The following is a 16,422-nucleotide window of genomic DNA, read 5'->3' on the forward strand; positions in this document are numbered from 1 at the left end:
AGCATGGCAACCGTTCTCCCAATGCCCCGTAGCGGCCGCAAGGTCGACTATGGCTATGGCCTCTACTTCGGCCTGCACATGGCGGGCTTCCTCACCACCACGCTGCTGATGACGTGGGGCCTGTTCCTGTTGTTCTTCCTCGCGATCGGCGGCTTCTCGCTGGATGGCATGATGAACCACGTCCAGAACCTCACCAGCCGCTACCTCGCCGCGGACGCTGGTCGGGTCGACCAGTTCAAGCTGATCGTCGGCGGGGTCCACCTGGCGCTGAGCGCCGCGATCATCTTCTTCCGTCGTCACGCCATCCTGCCGCGTGACGCTGGTTGCCAGGAGCGCACCGCATGAGCGACACCGTCGATACTCCCGTGGTGGCCCCAGTCACCGCTCCCGTAGCTGTTGCGGCGAGGCCCAAGGCCGTATTCGCTGGCTATACCGCCGGTCAGCTTTTCATCGGCGCAGCAATCCTCTTCGCGCTGGTATGGGCGATGTGGGTGACCCGGACGGTAACGGCCGACAAGCCACAGCACATCGTCAAGGCAGACTTGTCGCGGATCGTCGGCGACTACGTGCAGGCACAGGCGCGCAGTGCCACGCCGCCCGATCAGGTGCAGGCGCAGATGCGCGCCTTCATGGCGTCGCTCGACACCGAGCTGCAGCGCCGCGGTGCCGATGGCCAGGTCATCCTCGTCGGTGAGGCAGTGCTTTCCAAAAGCGTGCCCGATATCACCTCCGACGTCGCCAAGGCGGTCTATGCCTCAGGGCTGAAGGCGCCGGTGCCGGCGACGCCGACGCAGATGGGCGCGATGATGCAGGGTCAGGTGCCGACCGCGCCCGCGATCGCACCGGTTGTGACCGCGCAGGTTGCTCCGGCCGCACCGGCTGCCAACCCCTTCGCTGGCATGCCAGTCCCGGCCGCAGGGCAGGACGTGGCAGCGGTCGATCCGGCCGCAGGCGGCGCGTCGGTCTCGACGTTTGGAGGCACCGGTGTCCAGTAACGCCACCACCCTCCCGGCACCCGCCGAAGGCTTCCGGCCGCGCAAGCGGCTGTGGGCGGCGCTCGGCCTGTTCATCGCTGGTGGCATGGCGTTCAACACCATCACCGAGTGGCGTGACACCCACGGGCTGCTCATCAACGCCTCGGAATCGCTGCCGAACTGGGCGTTCGTGATCCACAAGACCGCCGTGCCCAAGCGCGGCGAGTATGTGTTCTTCGTGCCGCCAGCCGTGCCTCTGGTCATCAAGCATTTCGGTGCGAAGAAGCAGATGTTCGGCAAGATCGTCTACGGCATGCCGGGCGACACCGTCGTCCACCGCGGCGCCGACGTGTTCGTCGCCGGCAAGCTGGTCAGCCACATGAAGCCGGTCACCAAGTCGGGAGAGACGCTGGTGGCGGGTCCGACCGGCGTGATCCCGCAAGGGTGCTACTATGTCGGCAGCCCGCACAAGGACGGCTTCGACAGTCGCTATGCCGCGATCGGCTACGCATGCGCCGACAAGATCGTCGGCGTCGGGCAGCCGATCCTGTGAACCGGACGCTGGAGTCCTTTGCGATCGTCGCGCTGCTGTCGGTGTCGCTGACCTCGGCGACCCGCGCGCGTGACCATGGCGTGGTCGGACAGGCGTTTCCGATCATCGAGCCGGATTTGCTCGCGACGATGGAAGCTAAGCTCCAGCATCTGCAGGCCACCGGCGGCATCGACCGCATGAATACCGAGTTCGCGCGCCGTGCCGAAGCCCGCGTGCGCCGGCCCAAGCCGGTCGACGGCATCACGGCTGCGACCGAGACGCGGGAATGGGCCTATGACCCAACGATCGTGATCGAGCACGACGTGCAGGACCAGAAGGGCAATTACATCGCCCGTCGGGGCCAAGCGGTGAATCCGCTCGACTTCACCGTGGTCCGGCAGGTGCTCATCTTCGTCAACGGCGACAGCGCCGCGGAGATGGCCTGGGCGACCAGCCAGTACAGCGACCTGAAGGCCAAGATCATCCTCGTGAACGGCTCGCCGATCGAGGAGATGACCGCCCGCAAGCGCCGCTTCTACTTCGACCAGGAAGGTCGGCTCACCGGCAAACTCGGCATCCGCCACACCCCCGCGATCGCGGTCCAGGACGGCCGGGTGATGAAGCTCTCCGAAATCAAGCTCAAGGGAAACAGCTGATGCCGCTCTGGCTCGACCTGCTGCGCACACCGATGGCAGCACCCGAAACCGACGACCTGCGCGTGATGCGCCGGACCTTTCAGGTGCTCTGCGTCCTCTCCGGGCTTGGCGTGTTGGCGATCTCGCCGCTGGTCGCCCTGTTCGGTCGGCCAGCGTCGTTCGTTGTCGCAGCACTGCTCATCACCACGGCGTTGCATACCGCTCTGTACGTCTTTCGGAAGAACCGCGCCGATAACGCCTTCCTCGACGCTGCGGTGTCGGAGGAGGCGTGAGCCAGCTCGCTGACTTTCAGACCGTTCCGGCTACCGGATGGGGACGCGGCTTGAAGTTTCTCGCTTCATGCCTGCTCTGGCTGAACGTCGTTCATCTGTTCTTTGTCGCCCTCGTCATTCGCTGCGCGATCGCGGAATGGCTCGATCCGACCGATGTGACGATCACCGCCCGTGATCTGCACTTTGTCGCACTGAATATCGCCGTGCTGGCTGGCGTCTATGTCTGCGTTGCCAAGCTCGCTGCCTTGAAGGTCCGGTCATGAAGACGCTGCGCCTGCTGGCGGTAACGCTGGCCTTCCTCCTCGTATCGGTTCTGCTCAGCCCGCGCGCCGATGCGCAGGCGCCCGCACCCGCGGTGCCAGCGGCGAAGTCGACCTGCACCGGCAAGTTCGTCAATCCGATCACCGACGTCTGCTGGTCTTGCATGTTTCCGCTCTCGGTCGGCGCGCTGAAAATCTGGCCAAGCACGCGACCCGACACCGACAATCCGGACTTGCCGGTCTGTGCCTGTGGCAGCCCGGTGCCGCGCATCGGCATCTCCGCCGGCTTCTGGGAGCCGGTCCGTCTCGCCGACGTCACCACCAAGCCGTGGTGTTTCGTGAATCTGGGCGGCACCAAGATTTCGCCCGGTTTCGATATCGGCCAAGGTCAAATGTCCGGTCCGTCGCAGACGGGCGGAAATGGCCAGAACACCAGCAAATGGCACGTCCACTGGTACGTCTATCCGCTGCTCTACTGGATGGAGATCCTCGCCGACTTCGCGTGCTTCGAGGCGTCGTCGTTCGACATCGCCTACATGACCGAGGTCGATCCGCTCTGGCAGGATGACTCGCTGACCGCGCTCATCAATCCGGAGGCGGTGCTGTTCTCGTCGCCGATCGCGCAGGCTGCGTGCGCCGGCGACTGCATCGCGTCCACCGCCAAGCTGCCGCTCGATGCGACCTTCTGGTGCGCTGGCTGCCAGGGGCCGATGTATCCGGTCAACGGCAACATTGCCGCCTCGATCGGCCATGTGCAGGCGTCGCGCCTCGCGCTGGCTCGCTTCGCCTTCAAGATCCACCGCGAAGGGCTCGCCTGGGGCACGATGGGCGCCAAGGGCCTGTGCAACAAGTACCCGATGCCCGTGCTGCGCAAGCAGCAATACCGCACCCAGATGGTCAACCCGATTCCGACCGTGAACGGCAAGGCCGCCTGCCTGCCGCTCGGCGCCTCGACCATGCCGCCCCAGGCCGGTCGTGCCTTCCCGGTGAAGGGCGAGGACATGGGTTACCTCGTCTGGCGCAAGCGCAACTGCTGCGTGCTTTGAGGAGACACTGATATGCGCCGCCTCACCATTGTTATCGCCGCTCTTGCCGGTTTTGCCGGTATCCAGGCGATCGCGCAGACCGTCGACGGCCTCGACCTCGAGGCGATCAAGCGCCGCGCGGCCGCTATGCAGGGCGATGCCGACGTCTTCGCCGATCATGTCCGCAACCGTGGCGATGCCTTCCGCGAGGAAGCTGTCGCGGTTCAGGCCAAGGCGACGGGCAACCTCGTCAATCTCGCCAAGGCCGATCTGCCGATGAACGGTGATGGCGCGTTCGACTTCGACGAAATCATCAAGGGCGCCAGCCAGAACGTGTCGTCGACCGGTCGCGGTGAGGCCCCGCAGTTCATCGCGTTCGCCAGCCTGTCGATGCCGATCCCGGCGTTGCGCCAGTTGATCGCGGACACCTCCAAGGCAGGCGGTGTCGTCGTCTTCCGCGGCTTTCCGGGCAACTCGATGAAGCAGTTCAGCGCGATGCTGGCGAAGGTCGTCAACGAGAAGGACCAGCTCGCCAATGTCGGCATCGATCCGCGCCTGTTTCGCGCCTTCGATGTCCAGGCGGTGCCGACCTATGTCGCGGTATCCAGCGACTTCGATCTCTGCTCCGGCCTCGCCTGCAAGACTGTGGTGCCGGCGCATGATCGCATCACTGGCAACGTGTCGGTGCGCTACGTGCTGGAGACCTTCGTCGCCGGCCGTGGTCCCGGTGCCGGCGTTTCGTCGGTTGCGCTGCGCAACATGGCCAAGGGCGCTTAGGTGAAGCGCGTGGCCGTCTCCTTGCTGCTCGCTGTCCTCGCCGGCGCCACCAGTGGCGTCGTCGCGCAGACGACGATCGAGGAGGCGCGCAAGCAGGGCGCGGACCTCGGCAAGACGATGCGTGCTGACGCGAGCCTGGGGCCGAGCGAGGCGAAGCTCTCCGAGCTCCCCGGTTATGGCGGCACCGACCTGCCAGAGAAGGTCTATTTCGACGATCCTGACCGGCTTGCTGCCGATGGGGGCATGAAGGCGGGCACCAACGACGCGTTCGGCACCGTCACTGATAAGGGCCGCACCCGGCCGACCTTCAGCAACGCCGAGATCTTAGCTGCCACCTCGCGCGGCACGATGATCGAGAAGGACCCGGAGGCTTATCTGGGCGGTCAGAGCATCGGTGGCACTGAGGGCACTTGCACGCCGCTCCCGCCATCGGTCGGCTCGAAGGGTTATTACGAGGCGACCTGCAACAAGGGGTCGAAAGTTACCGACACTGTCGAGGCCTGCCGCGGAAACCTTGTGCCGACGGTCATCAACACCGCGCGCTGGTTCTACTACGGCGTTCTCGACAAAAACGATGGCTACGGGTTCGCCAAAAACAGCGTCATGCAGGCGAAGGTCAATGCCGGCGTTTGCCGTGCAGAGCCGGTCTCCAAGCACATCTGCGACGCACAGATCGATCTTGGGGCCGGTGGGAATGACGTCGAAGGCTACCGCAAATATTGCAAAAAGAATGTCAGCGGCACGGCGCAGCTGTATTCCTGCAATCCCGAATTGTCGGCCCCTGAGATCGGGACCCATCAGAACTATGCGACTGGTACTGTATATCTGAAAAAGGAAGGGACGGTCAGCGTTACCGTCGCCCGCAACGAGGGCACCTGCCCGGCGCTGGCTGCCGACACAACGTGCGTCCCGCAAGCGACAGAGGTCTGCACCGAAGGCCCTGAGACCCGCGTCATCGAGGGCGTGCCGGTCACGCAAGCATGCTGGGCCTGGTCGCGCACCTTCACCTGTCAGCGCCTGACCCCGGCGAGCGATTGCAGCGCCCTCGATGGCAACCGCCTGTGCAGCTTCCTGCGCGACGAATGCCTCGACGAACCGCAAAGCGGGGCCTGTCAGGTGTCACAGCGCGTCTACAGCTGCCCGTTGCCCGACGATAAGGCGCCGACCGATAAGCAGTATGTCTGTGGCGGCGACGTCTATTGCCTGAACGGCAACTGCGAGACGATCGAGCGCGAAGCGTCGACCGAGTTCAAGGATGCACTGGTCGCACTCCACGCAATCGGCGACGCCGGCAAGCAGTTCGATCCCGCCAACCTCACCGTGTTCTCGGGCGAGCGCGGCACCTGCACCAAGAAGATCTTCGGTGCGTCGAATTGCTGCTCGGGCAGCGGCGTGCCGCTGCTGACGCCGTGGCTGTGCAGTTCGGCCGAGAAGCAGCTCGATGAGAAGGACGACAAGGGGCTCTGCCACAAGGTCGGCTCCTACTGTTCCGACAAGGTGCTGGGCGTCTGCGTTACCTCCAAGGATGCCTATTGCTGCTTTGGCAGCAAGCTCAGTCGCATCCTTCAGGTCGAGGGCCGCAAGCAGATCGGCAAGGCGTGGGGCAAGCCCAAGGATGAGACCTGCAAGGGTTTCACCATTGAGGAGTTCCAGCGCCTCGACCTTAGCCAGATGGATTTCTCCGAAGTCTACGCCGAGTTCATGGATGCAGCCAAACTGCCCGATGAAGTCTCGGTGATGGCCGACATTCAAACCAAGATTCAGGGGTATTATGACCTTCACGGGCGCTAACGATGTGGAAGGCCCGGGGGGGCCGTGCGCGATCGACATGTCGGTGTTCGAGCTCGCGATATTTCTTCGCATCCACCGCTCGGCACGAGGGACCTCGGCCGGCGAGGTTTCGTCGACCATCTCGCACTGGTTCCAGTGCGACATCGATCCTCAGGCTATCGAACGTGCCTTTCCGGACATGGTCGAGAAAGGTTGGCTGGTCCGCCGCGAGACGGGGATGCGCGCGACCATCAAGGGCCGCAAGCACGGCCGTAGTCACCTGCGGGGCATCGTCCGCATGCTCGATCAGGGCACACGGATGCTCGATGTCGCCGCGATGATGTCAGTTCTCAAACTCGCAATGATTGAGCTCGACGGGGAGCATGATGATGAAGACGATCAGGATTAAGCGTAGCAGCCGCTTTGCTGCCTCCCTCCTCATGTTGCTGGCGGCGACCGCACCAGCCTCGACGCCGGCGATCGCGCAGACAATGGATCTGCAAAGTGCCGCGATGGCTGAGGCGATCGACGACGGCGCGCAAGCGAGCGAGGCAGTCGTCCAGCCCGCATTCGCGGCAGATGCCGGCGAGCAACAGCGCGGCGACGACTTTTACTGTGGTGAGCGCCGTCTCGGCCAGTGGTTCTACTGCGAACGTCCGAAGGCCAAGCCGTCGACACCGCAGACGCCCGCGCAGCCGCAACAGTCGTCGACGGCACAACTGAAGGCTATCACGCGCCAGCTCGACGAGTTGAAGGCGCGCGCGATCCTTGAGCCGACCGAGGCGAATGTGATCGCCTATGTCCGCTACCAGCGCGAACAGCTCGATCGTGCGTCCACCTTTTCGGACACCTGGCAGCGCGCGCTCTGGCAGAACCCGGATATCGACTATACGCTGCAGCGGCCGGTCTCGACCGTCGGGAAGCGCGCATGGACGGACAATCGGTCGGCGACCCGCGACCAGGTGCTGTCGCGCCTCGGCCAGCGCTACGGCATGTTCTACTTCTTCGCTCAGTCCTGCGCGGCGTGTGAGGTCTTCTCCCCGATCCTGCGTTCGGTCGCCGACAGCCACCGGATCACGGTAATGGCGGTATCGACCGATGGCGGTCCTAGCCGGCAGTTCCCGAATTACGTCGTCGACAGCGGCCAGCGTCAGCGCATGGGCGTGCCGCTCGCAACGCCGGCCCTGGTCCTGTTCGATACCGTCACCCGCAAGACGGTGCCGGTCGGGTTCGGCGTCATGTCGGCCGACGAAGTGATGGAGCGGATCTTCATGCTCACCAATTCCAAGGTCGGGAGCGATTTCTGATGAACACCCCCTCCCCTCGCCCTTCCCCTCTCCGCGCCCTTCTTCGTCGGACCGCTGCGATCGCCATGACGCTGGGTGCCGCCAGCATGGTGCCAGTCGGCATTGCACGCGCGGACGTCGCTGGACAGATGAACAGCTTTTTCCAGGATGCGGGCGGGGCCGCCAACGTCACTGGACCGAGCGCCTATCAGGGCCAAAGCGCTGGCTATTACTCGATGGGCAACGTCTGGACCCGCTTTCCGCAAAAGAGCGTGCAGCCGTTCAACCTGCAGATGCCCAAGGTCTCTGCCGGTTGTGGCGGCATCGACCTTTTCACCGGCTCGTTCAGCTTCATCAACGGCGCCGAAATGGTCGCCATGTTGAAGGCGACGGCCAACAATGCGCTGGGCTTCGCCTTCCAGCTCGCGATCGACAGCGTGTCGCCCGAGATCGGCAAGGTCATGGATACCATGGCCAACAAGGCACAGCAGATGAACCAGATGAACATCTCGTCGTGCGAGGCGGCGCAGGGGTTGGTCGGGTCGGTTTGGCCAAAAATGGCAGGCGCGCGATCGACGGTCTGCGCCGCGGTCGGCAATTCACAGGGCAAGTTCTCTGACTGGGCACGGTCGCGTCAGGGCTGCGGTAATGACGCTGAGGCGCAGGCAACGCTCGACGGCAACACCGATCCGGCGATGGCCGATAAGATCCCCGGCAACCCGCGCAATTACACCTGGGATGCCATCAAGAAGTCTAACAAGTTCGGCAGCGACCGTGAGTTCTCCGAGTTCCTCATGACGCTGGTCGGCACGATCGTCATCAACCCGAAGGCGACGGAGGGCGCGATCGTCGGGTTCGTCGGACCGGCCGAGGATGCTGTCGTCACCGCGCTACTCGACGGGCCGGGCACTGGTACGCCGGTCAAGATCCTGCACTGCGACGATGACGAGAAGTGCCTCAACATGACGGAGCAGACGCTGCGGCCGGGGCCGGGGTTGCGCTCCAAGATCAAGACGATGATCGATTCGATCAACGCCAAGATCCGCACCGACAGCGCGCTCGACGCGCAGGAGCAACAGCTCCTCAACATGACGACGTTGCCGCTCTACAAGATGCTGGCGGTGCAGGCGATGGCGCACCAGACGTTCTCGCCCGGCGAGACCAGCGCGCTTGCCGAGATCGTCGCGGTCAACCTGCTGTCCGCCATGATCGAGAACATGCTCGATCGGATCAGCCAGTCGACCGTCCAGGTCCAGCCGGCCGATGCCGAGATGGGCAAGATGTGGCGCGATCAGCTGACCGAGGCGCGCACGCGTTACTCGCAGCGCAACGTCGAACTGAAGGCGACGCTCAATCAAACGCTCGCCCTCATCAACCAGTCGGTGATGGTGGAATCGACGCTTCAGAACTCGATGTCGCCGGCGATGGCGGCATCGCTCAACTTCTCGCGGGGCCTGAGCGCCCAAGGCCTCAACTAAGGACGATTGGCGATGGTCGAGGTTTTCACGATCGGCGGTGGCGAATACATCGTCAACACGTTCAACGCGGTCGCGGCGTGGACAGGCGGGGGCGGTTATCGGGCGCTGCTGCGCGTCGTCATGGTGCTCGGCCTGATCTACGCGCTGCTCGCGGTCGCCTTTACGATGAACGTGCGCGCGTGGCTGAACTGGTTCCTCGGCTCGAGCCTCATCTACATGTGCTTGATGGTGCCGACGGTCACGGTGAAGGTCACTGACAGGATCAATCCATCCTTGGGGCCGGCGGTCGTCGCCAACGTGCCGCTGGGCCTGGGAGTCATCGCCAGTTTCACCAGTCAGGTCGGCGACTGGCTGACGCGGACGGCTGAAACCGTCTTCACGATGCCCAGCCAGCTGTCCTACTCGACCAACGGCATGGTCTACGGCGCGCGTCTGCTCGATGCGACGCGCAACTTCCAGATTCGCGACGCCGAGTTTGCAACCAACCTCTCGCTGCATTTCAAGAACTGCGTCTTCGGCGACATCATGCTGGGTCAGAAGTCGATGACCGATCTCGCGGCCTCGAAGGATCTGTGGGTGTCGCTCGCACCCGGCTCGGCCGCTCGTTCTCAGCCTTGGGTCGAGCGGTCGGGTGCCGCAACGACCAGCAGCATCGTCCCCTGCCGGCAGGCCTACGGCATGCTCGATGGTCTCTGGCATACCATGATCGAGGCGCACACGTCGCTATGGGCGAAGGAGACGTATCCGAAGCTTTCGAACTCGGTCGCGTCCGCCAAGCTGCGAGCCGACGTGCCGATCGTCAATCAGGCTTTCACCGCGTCCAGCGCCAACTACGAGACGATCGTCCGGCAGAACACGGCAATCAACGCGTTCATGCAAGCCCGCGACGGCATGGCCGGTGGTCCGGGCGCTGCGTCGATCGACACGTTCGCGACCACGCGGGCGGATATTCAGGCGCGCAACACGTACAACTCGATTGCGCAGCAGGCCATGAGTTGGGTGCCGATCCTCAACATCGTCCTGACCGTCGTGTTTTACGCGATGTTCCCGGTGATCTTCCCGCTGTTCCTTATGCCGCAGACCGGCGTCGGCGCGCTCAAGGGCTATGTGACCGGGTTTTTCTACCTTGCCGCCTGGGGGCCGCTCTACGTGATCCTCCACATGATCTGCATGACCCGCGCTACGGCAGCGGCGCAGGGCGTCGCGGAGGGGGGCATGTCGCTTGGCACTTATGCCGGCATTGGCGCGGTCAACGCCGAGACCGCGACGATCGCGGGCTTCATGCTGATGTCGGTGCCGTTCCTAGCTGCGGGTCTGGCCAAGGGTGCTATGAGCATCTCCGGGCAGGCGACGTCGGTGCTTTCGCCGGCTCAGAATGCGGCCGAGGCCGCGGCAGCCGAGCAGACCACCGGCAACTACAGCTATGGCAATACCAGCTTTGCCAACTCGACGTCGAACATGCGCCAGAGTGACCAGTGGCAGAACGCGCCGACCGTCTCGTCGGGCGGGTTTGCGTCGAGCTTCCGCCACGACAATGGCGCGACGACGACCGCCTTCGGTAACGGCCAGTCCGTTATCGATGTGACGCCGGGCATGAGCCGACTTGGCGTTCAGCCGACAATGAACAGCAGTTACGTGTCCGAGATGCGGCAACAGGCCAGTCAGGCTGAACGCGCATCGCAGAGTGAACTTGAGGCGGCCGCAGCGATCCGTACTGCAACGCATACCGATCGCAGCAGCGTCGGTCGGTCTACGAGCGTATCGTCCGGGTTCGAAACGGGTATTGGCGGACAGTCTGGCACGTCGTCGGAGAGTTTTGATCGCAACACCGGGTCGAGTTCTACAGGGACAGAGAATCGCTCGTCGACTGGCCAATCGCTTCGCTCAAGTGATGGGCATAGTCGTGGCGCTGAAACGATCGATCAGATTTCGGGGTCTATTAACGCATCTACTTCACCGGGAAGTAGAGGTGCAGCCGGTCAGGGTTCTCAAGACGGGTCTGTGGGTGGTGGAAATCCGATTCCAAGAGGAACTGGACGCCGAATTCTGGATGCGGTGCCAATGCCCGTAGCGAGCGGCGGCATAACAAAAACTGGTACGCAGCGTGATGGACTGACCCATTCCTCTGACAGATCCAGAACCGACGACTATAATAGCAGCCAGACGACTGGGTCGCGCGACGAGCACGCTAATGGCGATAGTGCAGGTACGTCGAGTAGCACCTATAACCGCAGCGGCACGTTTACTCGTGCATCTAGCGATTCCACCTCGAGCGTTGGCCAGGATGACGCACTTTCGCAGGCCTATTCGCATGAGCAACGTGCGCAGAAGCTCCATGAGCTGTCTCAAGCACTGACTCGCGATGCAAATTATGCCGAGTCTCATAGCCTGCAGATGAGCGAGAACCTGAGTCAGGAACTAGCACAATGGTATGCTGGGGAGCGGAGTTCGAAACTTGGCCTCAATGCCCCGGAACTTCACCAAACGACGTTCACCGACCAAGAGCGAATTACACGCGACGGCATGATTGCCCAATTCCTGACACAGCGCCGTCAGGCAATCTATAACGAGGTGGCGCCACAGCTTCACGAGCCGGACTTGGTGAAGGTTGCAGCCCCGCCGGTATCAACGGACGCGGATGTTACAGCTCGTTATCATCCTCATGGCCTCTCCGCGCTACCAAGCGCGCCGGCTATGCCTGATGGTTCAGCGGCTCGCGATAGGGTCTCGTCCGGTAAGGATACGCTAACGGCTGAGCAGGAGGCTCAAGGAGTGATGAGGTCCGGAGCCGTTCAAGCCGGTTCACAAGTGCAATCGGACGTAAACAAAGACCTCAACCGGCAGTTTTTTACCGACCCTGATCTTAGAAAGTAGATTGATGTGCTTGCGTCACAGATATAGAAACAGCGCGACTAAAATGACGAAACCAATCAATTGGCCGATACGACCTCCAATTGTCGGATTACCATTTTCGTCACGAGCCACATGGTCTACGTATGCCGGATCATCCGGCTTCAGTATGACTATTGGACCGCCTGGGCTATCCAAGGTCGCGTAATACAGCGGTAAATCGATCTTGTGCATGACAACACCCTTCGGTTTTAGGGTATCTCACGGAGGCCGGTTTGGCAATCACAAGCATACGTCCGCAGCTATCTGCTAAGTCGAGCATCGGCGGAAGTCTGATACTCGGTTTCTCGTGGATGTTGATGATGGCAATCGGTTTGATGCCGATTGCTGAGGGAGTGTTGAACCGCTCCTGACGTGACCCCCGTTTTTTCCTCCAGTTGGAGCTAGAGTCCGACCCCGGAAAGGGACGGACAGATGAAGCGGAAGCAGTTTTCGGAAGAGCAGATCATCGGCATCCTGAAGGAGGCCGAGGCTGGTCGTGACGGGGGCGGACCCGGTGGGCGGGGCGGGGGCTGCGCTATCCTGCGCCGCCACCACGAACACGCCCTGCGTGGTCTGCGAGACCGCAAGACCAGTGTCGCGCAACAGGCGCTGAAACGCGTCGGCGGCGGTCATCGACCCGGCCAGCGCGGTCGACCGGCGGGTGCCGACCCGCGCCTGATCGAACACGACCTGGACACGGGCCTGCTGCGCCAGCGTCTGCAGCGCCTGGGCCAGCGGCTGCGGCGCGACGTCGACGCGGACCATCGCCGACTGTGCAGCGAGCGGCGTCGCTGCCACCGCGGCGATTGCGACGACGCTGGTCCGCACCAACATCGATCCGAAAGAATGCCCAACCATGATCTCGCCCCCCTGTTATTACGCTAATAGGACGGGCGACATTGCGAAACGCTCACCGGCATTGATATTTTTATAATCTTTTTATCAAGATGAGTCGATCTAGTATTGTTTATGTCTGTTGTTGGTCTTTTTGGGTGCGCTTGGCGGAAGATGCATTCGCATGGATGAGGATGGGGTTCACCCTCCCGATACTGTCACGTCTGGCACATCGGACGATCGTTAGCGTGCCACCCTATTTTCCGAACCTTCGAGGCGCGTCTAGCCCCTGGAAAGGCCAACCGCGCGCCGCAGCGGACTGAACATATCTAATCCATGTTATGTATCGACGACACGCTGCAAGCCGCTCACAAATAAGGTTAATTCCGGGCAACTATCCGATGCAGGGTACCAATATATTACCAAAAAAGCCTCAAAAGACGGATATAAATATAAAAAGACATTTTATGAAACTTATGTTGCGCAGGGAGATTGATCGACTTAAGCCGACCCCCGAAACGACATTGGTCCAGCAAGCGCCCCGGTTTCTGTGGGGAGTATGTGATGCGCCAAGTGATCAATTTTGCAGTGCTGCGCTCGGTTCTGGCGGCATCGACGATGCTGGCGACACCGGCCTTTGCGCAGGACGTGCTGCAGGACGCGGCACGGCCAGTGCCCGCCGAGAGCCAGACCCCCGCGGCGCAGGCGGCCCCGACACCGGACGCCGCGCCCGCAACCGAAGCGGCTCCCGCGCCCGCCACCCCGCAGTCCGACATCGTCGTCACCGGCTCGCGGATCATCTCGTCGGGCTTCACCGCACCGACCCCGACCCAGGTGCTGAGCGCCGAGTCGATCGCCAAGAACGCGCAGCCCAACGTCTTCACGACCGTCGCGCAATTGCCCTCGCTCCAAGGCAGTACGGGCGCCACCGTCGGCGCCAACGGCACCTCGACCGGCGTGCAGGGGCTGAGCGCGCTTAGTCTCCGCGGCCTTCAACCGATCCGCACGCTCACCCTGATCGATGGCCAGCGGGTCGTCGGCGCGAACGTCACCGGCGTCGCCGATGTCAGCCTGTTCCCGCAATTGCTGATCGAACGGGTCGACGTCGTGACCGGGGGCGCCTCCGCCTCCTACGGCTCCGACGCGGTCGGCGGTGTGGTGAATTTTGTGACCAATACCCGCTTCACCGGCTTCAAGGCCAATCTCCAGTCGGGCATCAGCACCTACGGCGATGACGGCAACTACACGGTCCAGGCCGCGGTCGGGAAATCGCTGTTCAACGACCGGCTGCATCTCATCGGCAGCGGCGAATACAGTCACGAGGACGGGATCGGATCGGCCGGCTTCGGTGTCGGATCGGACCCCGACGGCAGCGGCCCGGGCGGGCGCAACTGGCTGGTCTCGCGCAACCTGATCAACCGCGGCATCACCAATGACGGCGGCCCGCAATATCTCGATCGCAGCTTCACCCAGGCGAACAATACCGCGCTCTACGGGCTGATCACCGCTGGCCCGCTTCAGGGCACCGCGTTCGACGTGAACGGCAATCCGCGGCAGTTCGAATATGGCTCGAACGGCGTGCCGCTGAAGGATGCGAACGGCAACGTGCTCGGCTGCTACAACGGCGTGTGCGAAGGCGGCGACCGGTCGGGCAACGTGACCAACGCCAATTCGCTCAAGTCGACGATCACGCGGCTCAGCGGCTATGGCCGGATCGGCTTCGACATCGATCCCGACAATGAACTCTACACCACCGTCAACGTCGCCCGGGTGACGACGGGCAACATTCCCAATGTCGGATCCGCGCAGTTCGGCAACCTGACGCTCCAGTGCGCCAACCCCTATGTCCCTACCTCGGTCCAGGAGGCCTGCGCGGCGAACGGGATCACCCAGTTCCGCTACGGCGTCGACAACGCGATCTTCCCCGACTCGATCAGCGTCCGTACCGAGCGCGAGCAATATCGCTTCGTCGCCGGCGCGAAGGGCAAGATCCAGGCGTTCGGCGGCGACTGGCGCTATGATGCCTATTATCAGCACGGCACGGGCATCACCGACATCACCGTCCGCGATATCCCGCTGATGCCGCGCTACAATGCCGCGATCCAGGCGGTCCGCGCGCCCGATGGCAGCATCACCTGCGCCAATCCCGCCGCTGTCGCCAGCGGCTGCGTCCCGCTCAACATCATCGGCGGCCAGACGCCCAGCGCCGCGGCGCTCGCCTATATCCTTCCGGGCAACGGACCGTACCAGCATACGCGCCAGACCCAGGACGTCGCGAGCTTCTCCGTCAGCGGCGAGCCGCTGCAGCTGCCAGCCGGCGCACTGTCGGTCGCGTTCGGCAGCGAATATCGGCATGAATTCTATCAGGTGAATGCCGATCCCTACGGCAACGGCGTCGTGACCAGCGGTGCCTACGACGCGCAATATCCCAGCGACCCGCTGCTGAACCCGCAGGGCGGCAACTGGTATGCGGGCAATTACCGCGACGGCCGCGGCGCCTATAGCGTCTATGAATCCTTCCTTGAGGTGAATGCCCCGCTGTTCAACTCGGACGGGGTCGGCAAGGCGAACCTCAATGCCGCCGGGCGCGCGACCAACTACAGCACGTCGGGGACGGTCTATACGTGGAAGGTCGGCGCGACCTGGGACACGCCGGTCGACGGCATCCGTTTCCGCGGCGTAACCTCGCGCGATATCCGCGCGCCCAATCTGAGCGAGCTCTTCGCCGCGCCGGTCACGAGCAATCGCACGGGCACGACCGATCCGTTCAATCCGGGTCGCACCCTCACCGTGCTGCAGACGACCACGGGGAACACCGCGCTGCGCCCCGAAGTCGCGCGCAATACCGAATTCGGCGTGATCCTGTCGCGTCCGTCCTGGGCGCCGCGGCTGAACATCTCGGTCGATTACTACCGCATCAAGATCAAGAGCGCGATCGCGGCGCTCGATGCGCAGACCCAGATCAACCTCTGCTTCGCCGGCGTGACCTTCACCTGCAACAGCTTCGACATCAGCGATCCGAACAACGCGTCGGTCACCGTCCAGCCGTTCAACTTCGCGTCGATCTTCACCGACGGCTTCGACATCGAGGCGAGCTACCAGGTTCCGTTGTCGGGCATCGGCCTGCCCGGCCAGGCGTCGCTGCGCGGTCTGGCGACGCATGTGAAGAACTTCGTCTCGGATCGCGGCCTGCCCAACACGATCCCCATCCAGGGCGCGGGCGTGAATCTGGGGCAGGGTGCAACGCCGAGCTGGAAGGTCCTCGCGGTCCAGGACTGGACGACCGACCTCTTCAGCATGACGCTGCAGGAGCGGTGGATCAGCGCGGGCGTGATCAGCAACGAATATATCGTCTGCCAGACCAACTGCCCGGTCTCGACGATCGATCACCCGACGATCGATCGCAATCACCTCGATAGCGCCTTCTACGTCGACATCAGCGCCTCGTACAAATTCACCGACGCGGTGCAGGGCTATGTCAAGGTGGACAACATGTTCAACAAGGACGCCGCCACCGTCCCCAGCGATATCACCAACCCCGGTCTCTACGACGTCGTCGGACGCGCGTTCCGGGTCGGCATGCGCGCGAACTTCTGATGACCCCGGCCCGGTATGCCGTTGGGCATGACCGGGTCGGTCATCGGATCCGATTAACTGGGGAAAGCC

The 16,422-nt window shown here is 63.1% G+C and carries 15 protein-coding genes and 1 pseudogene; 14 read left to right on the top strand and 2 right to left on the bottom strand.

Going from position 1 to position 16,422, the window contains the following annotated elements; translation table 11 throughout:
* Positions 1 to 3 precede the first annotated feature (3 nt).
* From GV027_RS17350 to GV027_RS17410, 13 genes are all read left to right on the top strand, one after another.
* Positions 4 to 345 (top strand): hypothetical protein, encoded by a 342-nt coding sequence (locus GV027_RS17350; RefSeq protein ID WP_159512619.1) that lies wholly within the window; start codon positions 4 to 6, stop codon positions 343 to 345.
* Positions 342 to 995, top strand: coding sequence for a TrbI F-type domain-containing protein (locus tag GV027_RS17355; RefSeq protein ID WP_201302643.1), 654 nt, complete (start codon positions 342 to 344; stop codon positions 993 to 995). Before GV027_RS17350 ends, GV027_RS17355 begins: the two co-directional genes overlap by 4 nt.
* On the top strand, positions 985 to 1,527 hold the full coding sequence (locus GV027_RS17360) for a S26 family signal peptidase (protein WP_443029546.1): 543 nt from the start codon (positions 985 to 987) through the stop codon (positions 1,525 to 1,527). The genes GV027_RS17355 and GV027_RS17360 overlap by 11 nt, the downstream gene beginning before the upstream one ends.
* Positions 1,524 to 2,162, top strand: coding sequence for a type-F conjugative transfer system protein TraW (gene traW / locus GV027_RS17365; protein WP_236559290.1), 639 nt, complete (start codon positions 1,524 to 1,526; stop codon positions 2,160 to 2,162). The genes GV027_RS17360 and traW overlap by 4 nt, the downstream gene beginning before the upstream one ends.
* Positions 2,162 to 2,434: a hypothetical protein gene (locus GV027_RS17370; protein ID WP_159512621.1), complete on the top strand. Its 273-nt coding sequence runs from the start codon at positions 2,162 to 2,164 to the stop codon at positions 2,432 to 2,434. The genes traW and GV027_RS17370 overlap by 1 nt, the downstream gene beginning before the upstream one ends.
* Positions 2,431 to 2,697: a hypothetical protein gene (locus tag GV027_RS17375; RefSeq protein ID WP_159512622.1), complete on the top strand. Its 267-nt coding sequence runs from the start codon at positions 2,431 to 2,433 to the stop codon at positions 2,695 to 2,697. The genes GV027_RS17370 and GV027_RS17375 overlap by 4 nt, the downstream gene beginning before the upstream one ends.
* The gene (traU, locus tag GV027_RS17380; protein ID WP_159512623.1) at positions 2,694 to 3,740 is read left to right on the top strand and encodes a conjugal transfer pilus assembly protein TraU; all 1,047 of its coding nucleotides are present in this window, start codon (positions 2,694 to 2,696) and stop codon (positions 3,738 to 3,740) included. The genes GV027_RS17375 and traU overlap by 4 nt, the downstream gene beginning before the upstream one ends.
* A 12-nt stretch (positions 3,741 to 3,752) precedes the next feature.
* On the top strand, positions 3,753 to 4,496 hold the full coding sequence (gene trbC, locus GV027_RS17385; RefSeq protein ID WP_159512624.1) for a type-F conjugative transfer system pilin assembly protein TrbC: 744 nt from the start codon (positions 3,753 to 3,755) through the stop codon (positions 4,494 to 4,496).
* Positions 4,497 to 4,505: 9 nt separating this feature from the next.
* Entirely contained in the window at positions 4,506 to 6,287 is a 1,782-nt protein-coding gene (locus tag GV027_RS17390; RefSeq protein ID WP_159512625.1) for a conjugal transfer protein TraN, read from the top strand.
* A complete protein-coding gene (locus tag GV027_RS17395) occupies positions 6,268 to 6,675 on the top strand; it encodes a hypothetical protein (protein WP_159512626.1) in 408 nt (135 codons plus the stop codon). Before GV027_RS17390 ends, GV027_RS17395 begins: the two co-directional genes overlap by 20 nt.
* On the top strand, positions 6,656 to 7,573 hold the full coding sequence (locus GV027_RS17400; RefSeq protein ID WP_236559291.1) for a conjugal transfer protein TraF: 918 nt from the start codon (positions 6,656 to 6,658) through the stop codon (positions 7,571 to 7,573). The genes GV027_RS17395 and GV027_RS17400 overlap by 20 nt, the downstream gene beginning before the upstream one ends.
* A gap of 65 nt (positions 7,574 to 7,638) precedes the next feature.
* A complete protein-coding gene (locus GV027_RS17405; protein ID WP_159512627.1) occupies positions 7,639 to 9,030 on the top strand; it encodes a conjugal transfer protein TraH in 1,392 nt (463 codons plus the stop codon).
* Between the two features lie 12 nt (positions 9,031 to 9,042).
* Positions 9,043 to 11,904 carry a conjugal transfer protein TraG N-terminal domain-containing protein gene (locus GV027_RS17410; RefSeq protein WP_159512628.1) on the top strand — a complete coding sequence of 954 codons (2,862 nt, stop codon included), beginning with the start codon at positions 9,043 to 9,045 and terminating at the stop codon, positions 11,902 to 11,904.
* A 15-nt stretch (positions 11,905 to 11,919) separates the two neighbouring features.
* Here GV027_RS17410 and GV027_RS17415 read toward each other — a convergent pair whose 3' ends face one another.
* Entirely contained in the window at positions 11,920 to 12,114 is a 195-nt protein-coding gene (locus GV027_RS17415) for a hypothetical protein (RefSeq protein ID WP_159512629.1), read from the bottom strand.
* 411 nt (positions 12,115 to 12,525) lie between these two features.
* Positions 12,526 to 12,780, bottom strand: a pseudogene (locus tag GV027_RS21930) (hypothetical protein); the annotation flags it as partial.
* 540 nt (positions 12,781 to 13,320) lie between these two features.
* Here GV027_RS21930 and GV027_RS17425 point away from each other — a divergent pair.
* The gene (locus tag GV027_RS17425) at positions 13,321 to 16,353 is read left to right on the top strand and encodes a TonB-dependent receptor plug domain-containing protein (protein WP_159512631.1); all 3,033 of its coding nucleotides are present in this window, start codon (positions 13,321 to 13,323) and stop codon (positions 16,351 to 16,353) included.
* Positions 16,354 to 16,422 lie beyond the last annotated feature (69 nt).

The sequence above is a fragment of the Sphingomonas sp. T1 genome, from assembly GCF_902506585.1.
GTDB classification, from domain to species: Bacteria; Pseudomonadota; Alphaproteobacteria; order Sphingomonadales; family Sphingomonadaceae; genus Sphingomonas; species Sphingomonas aerolata.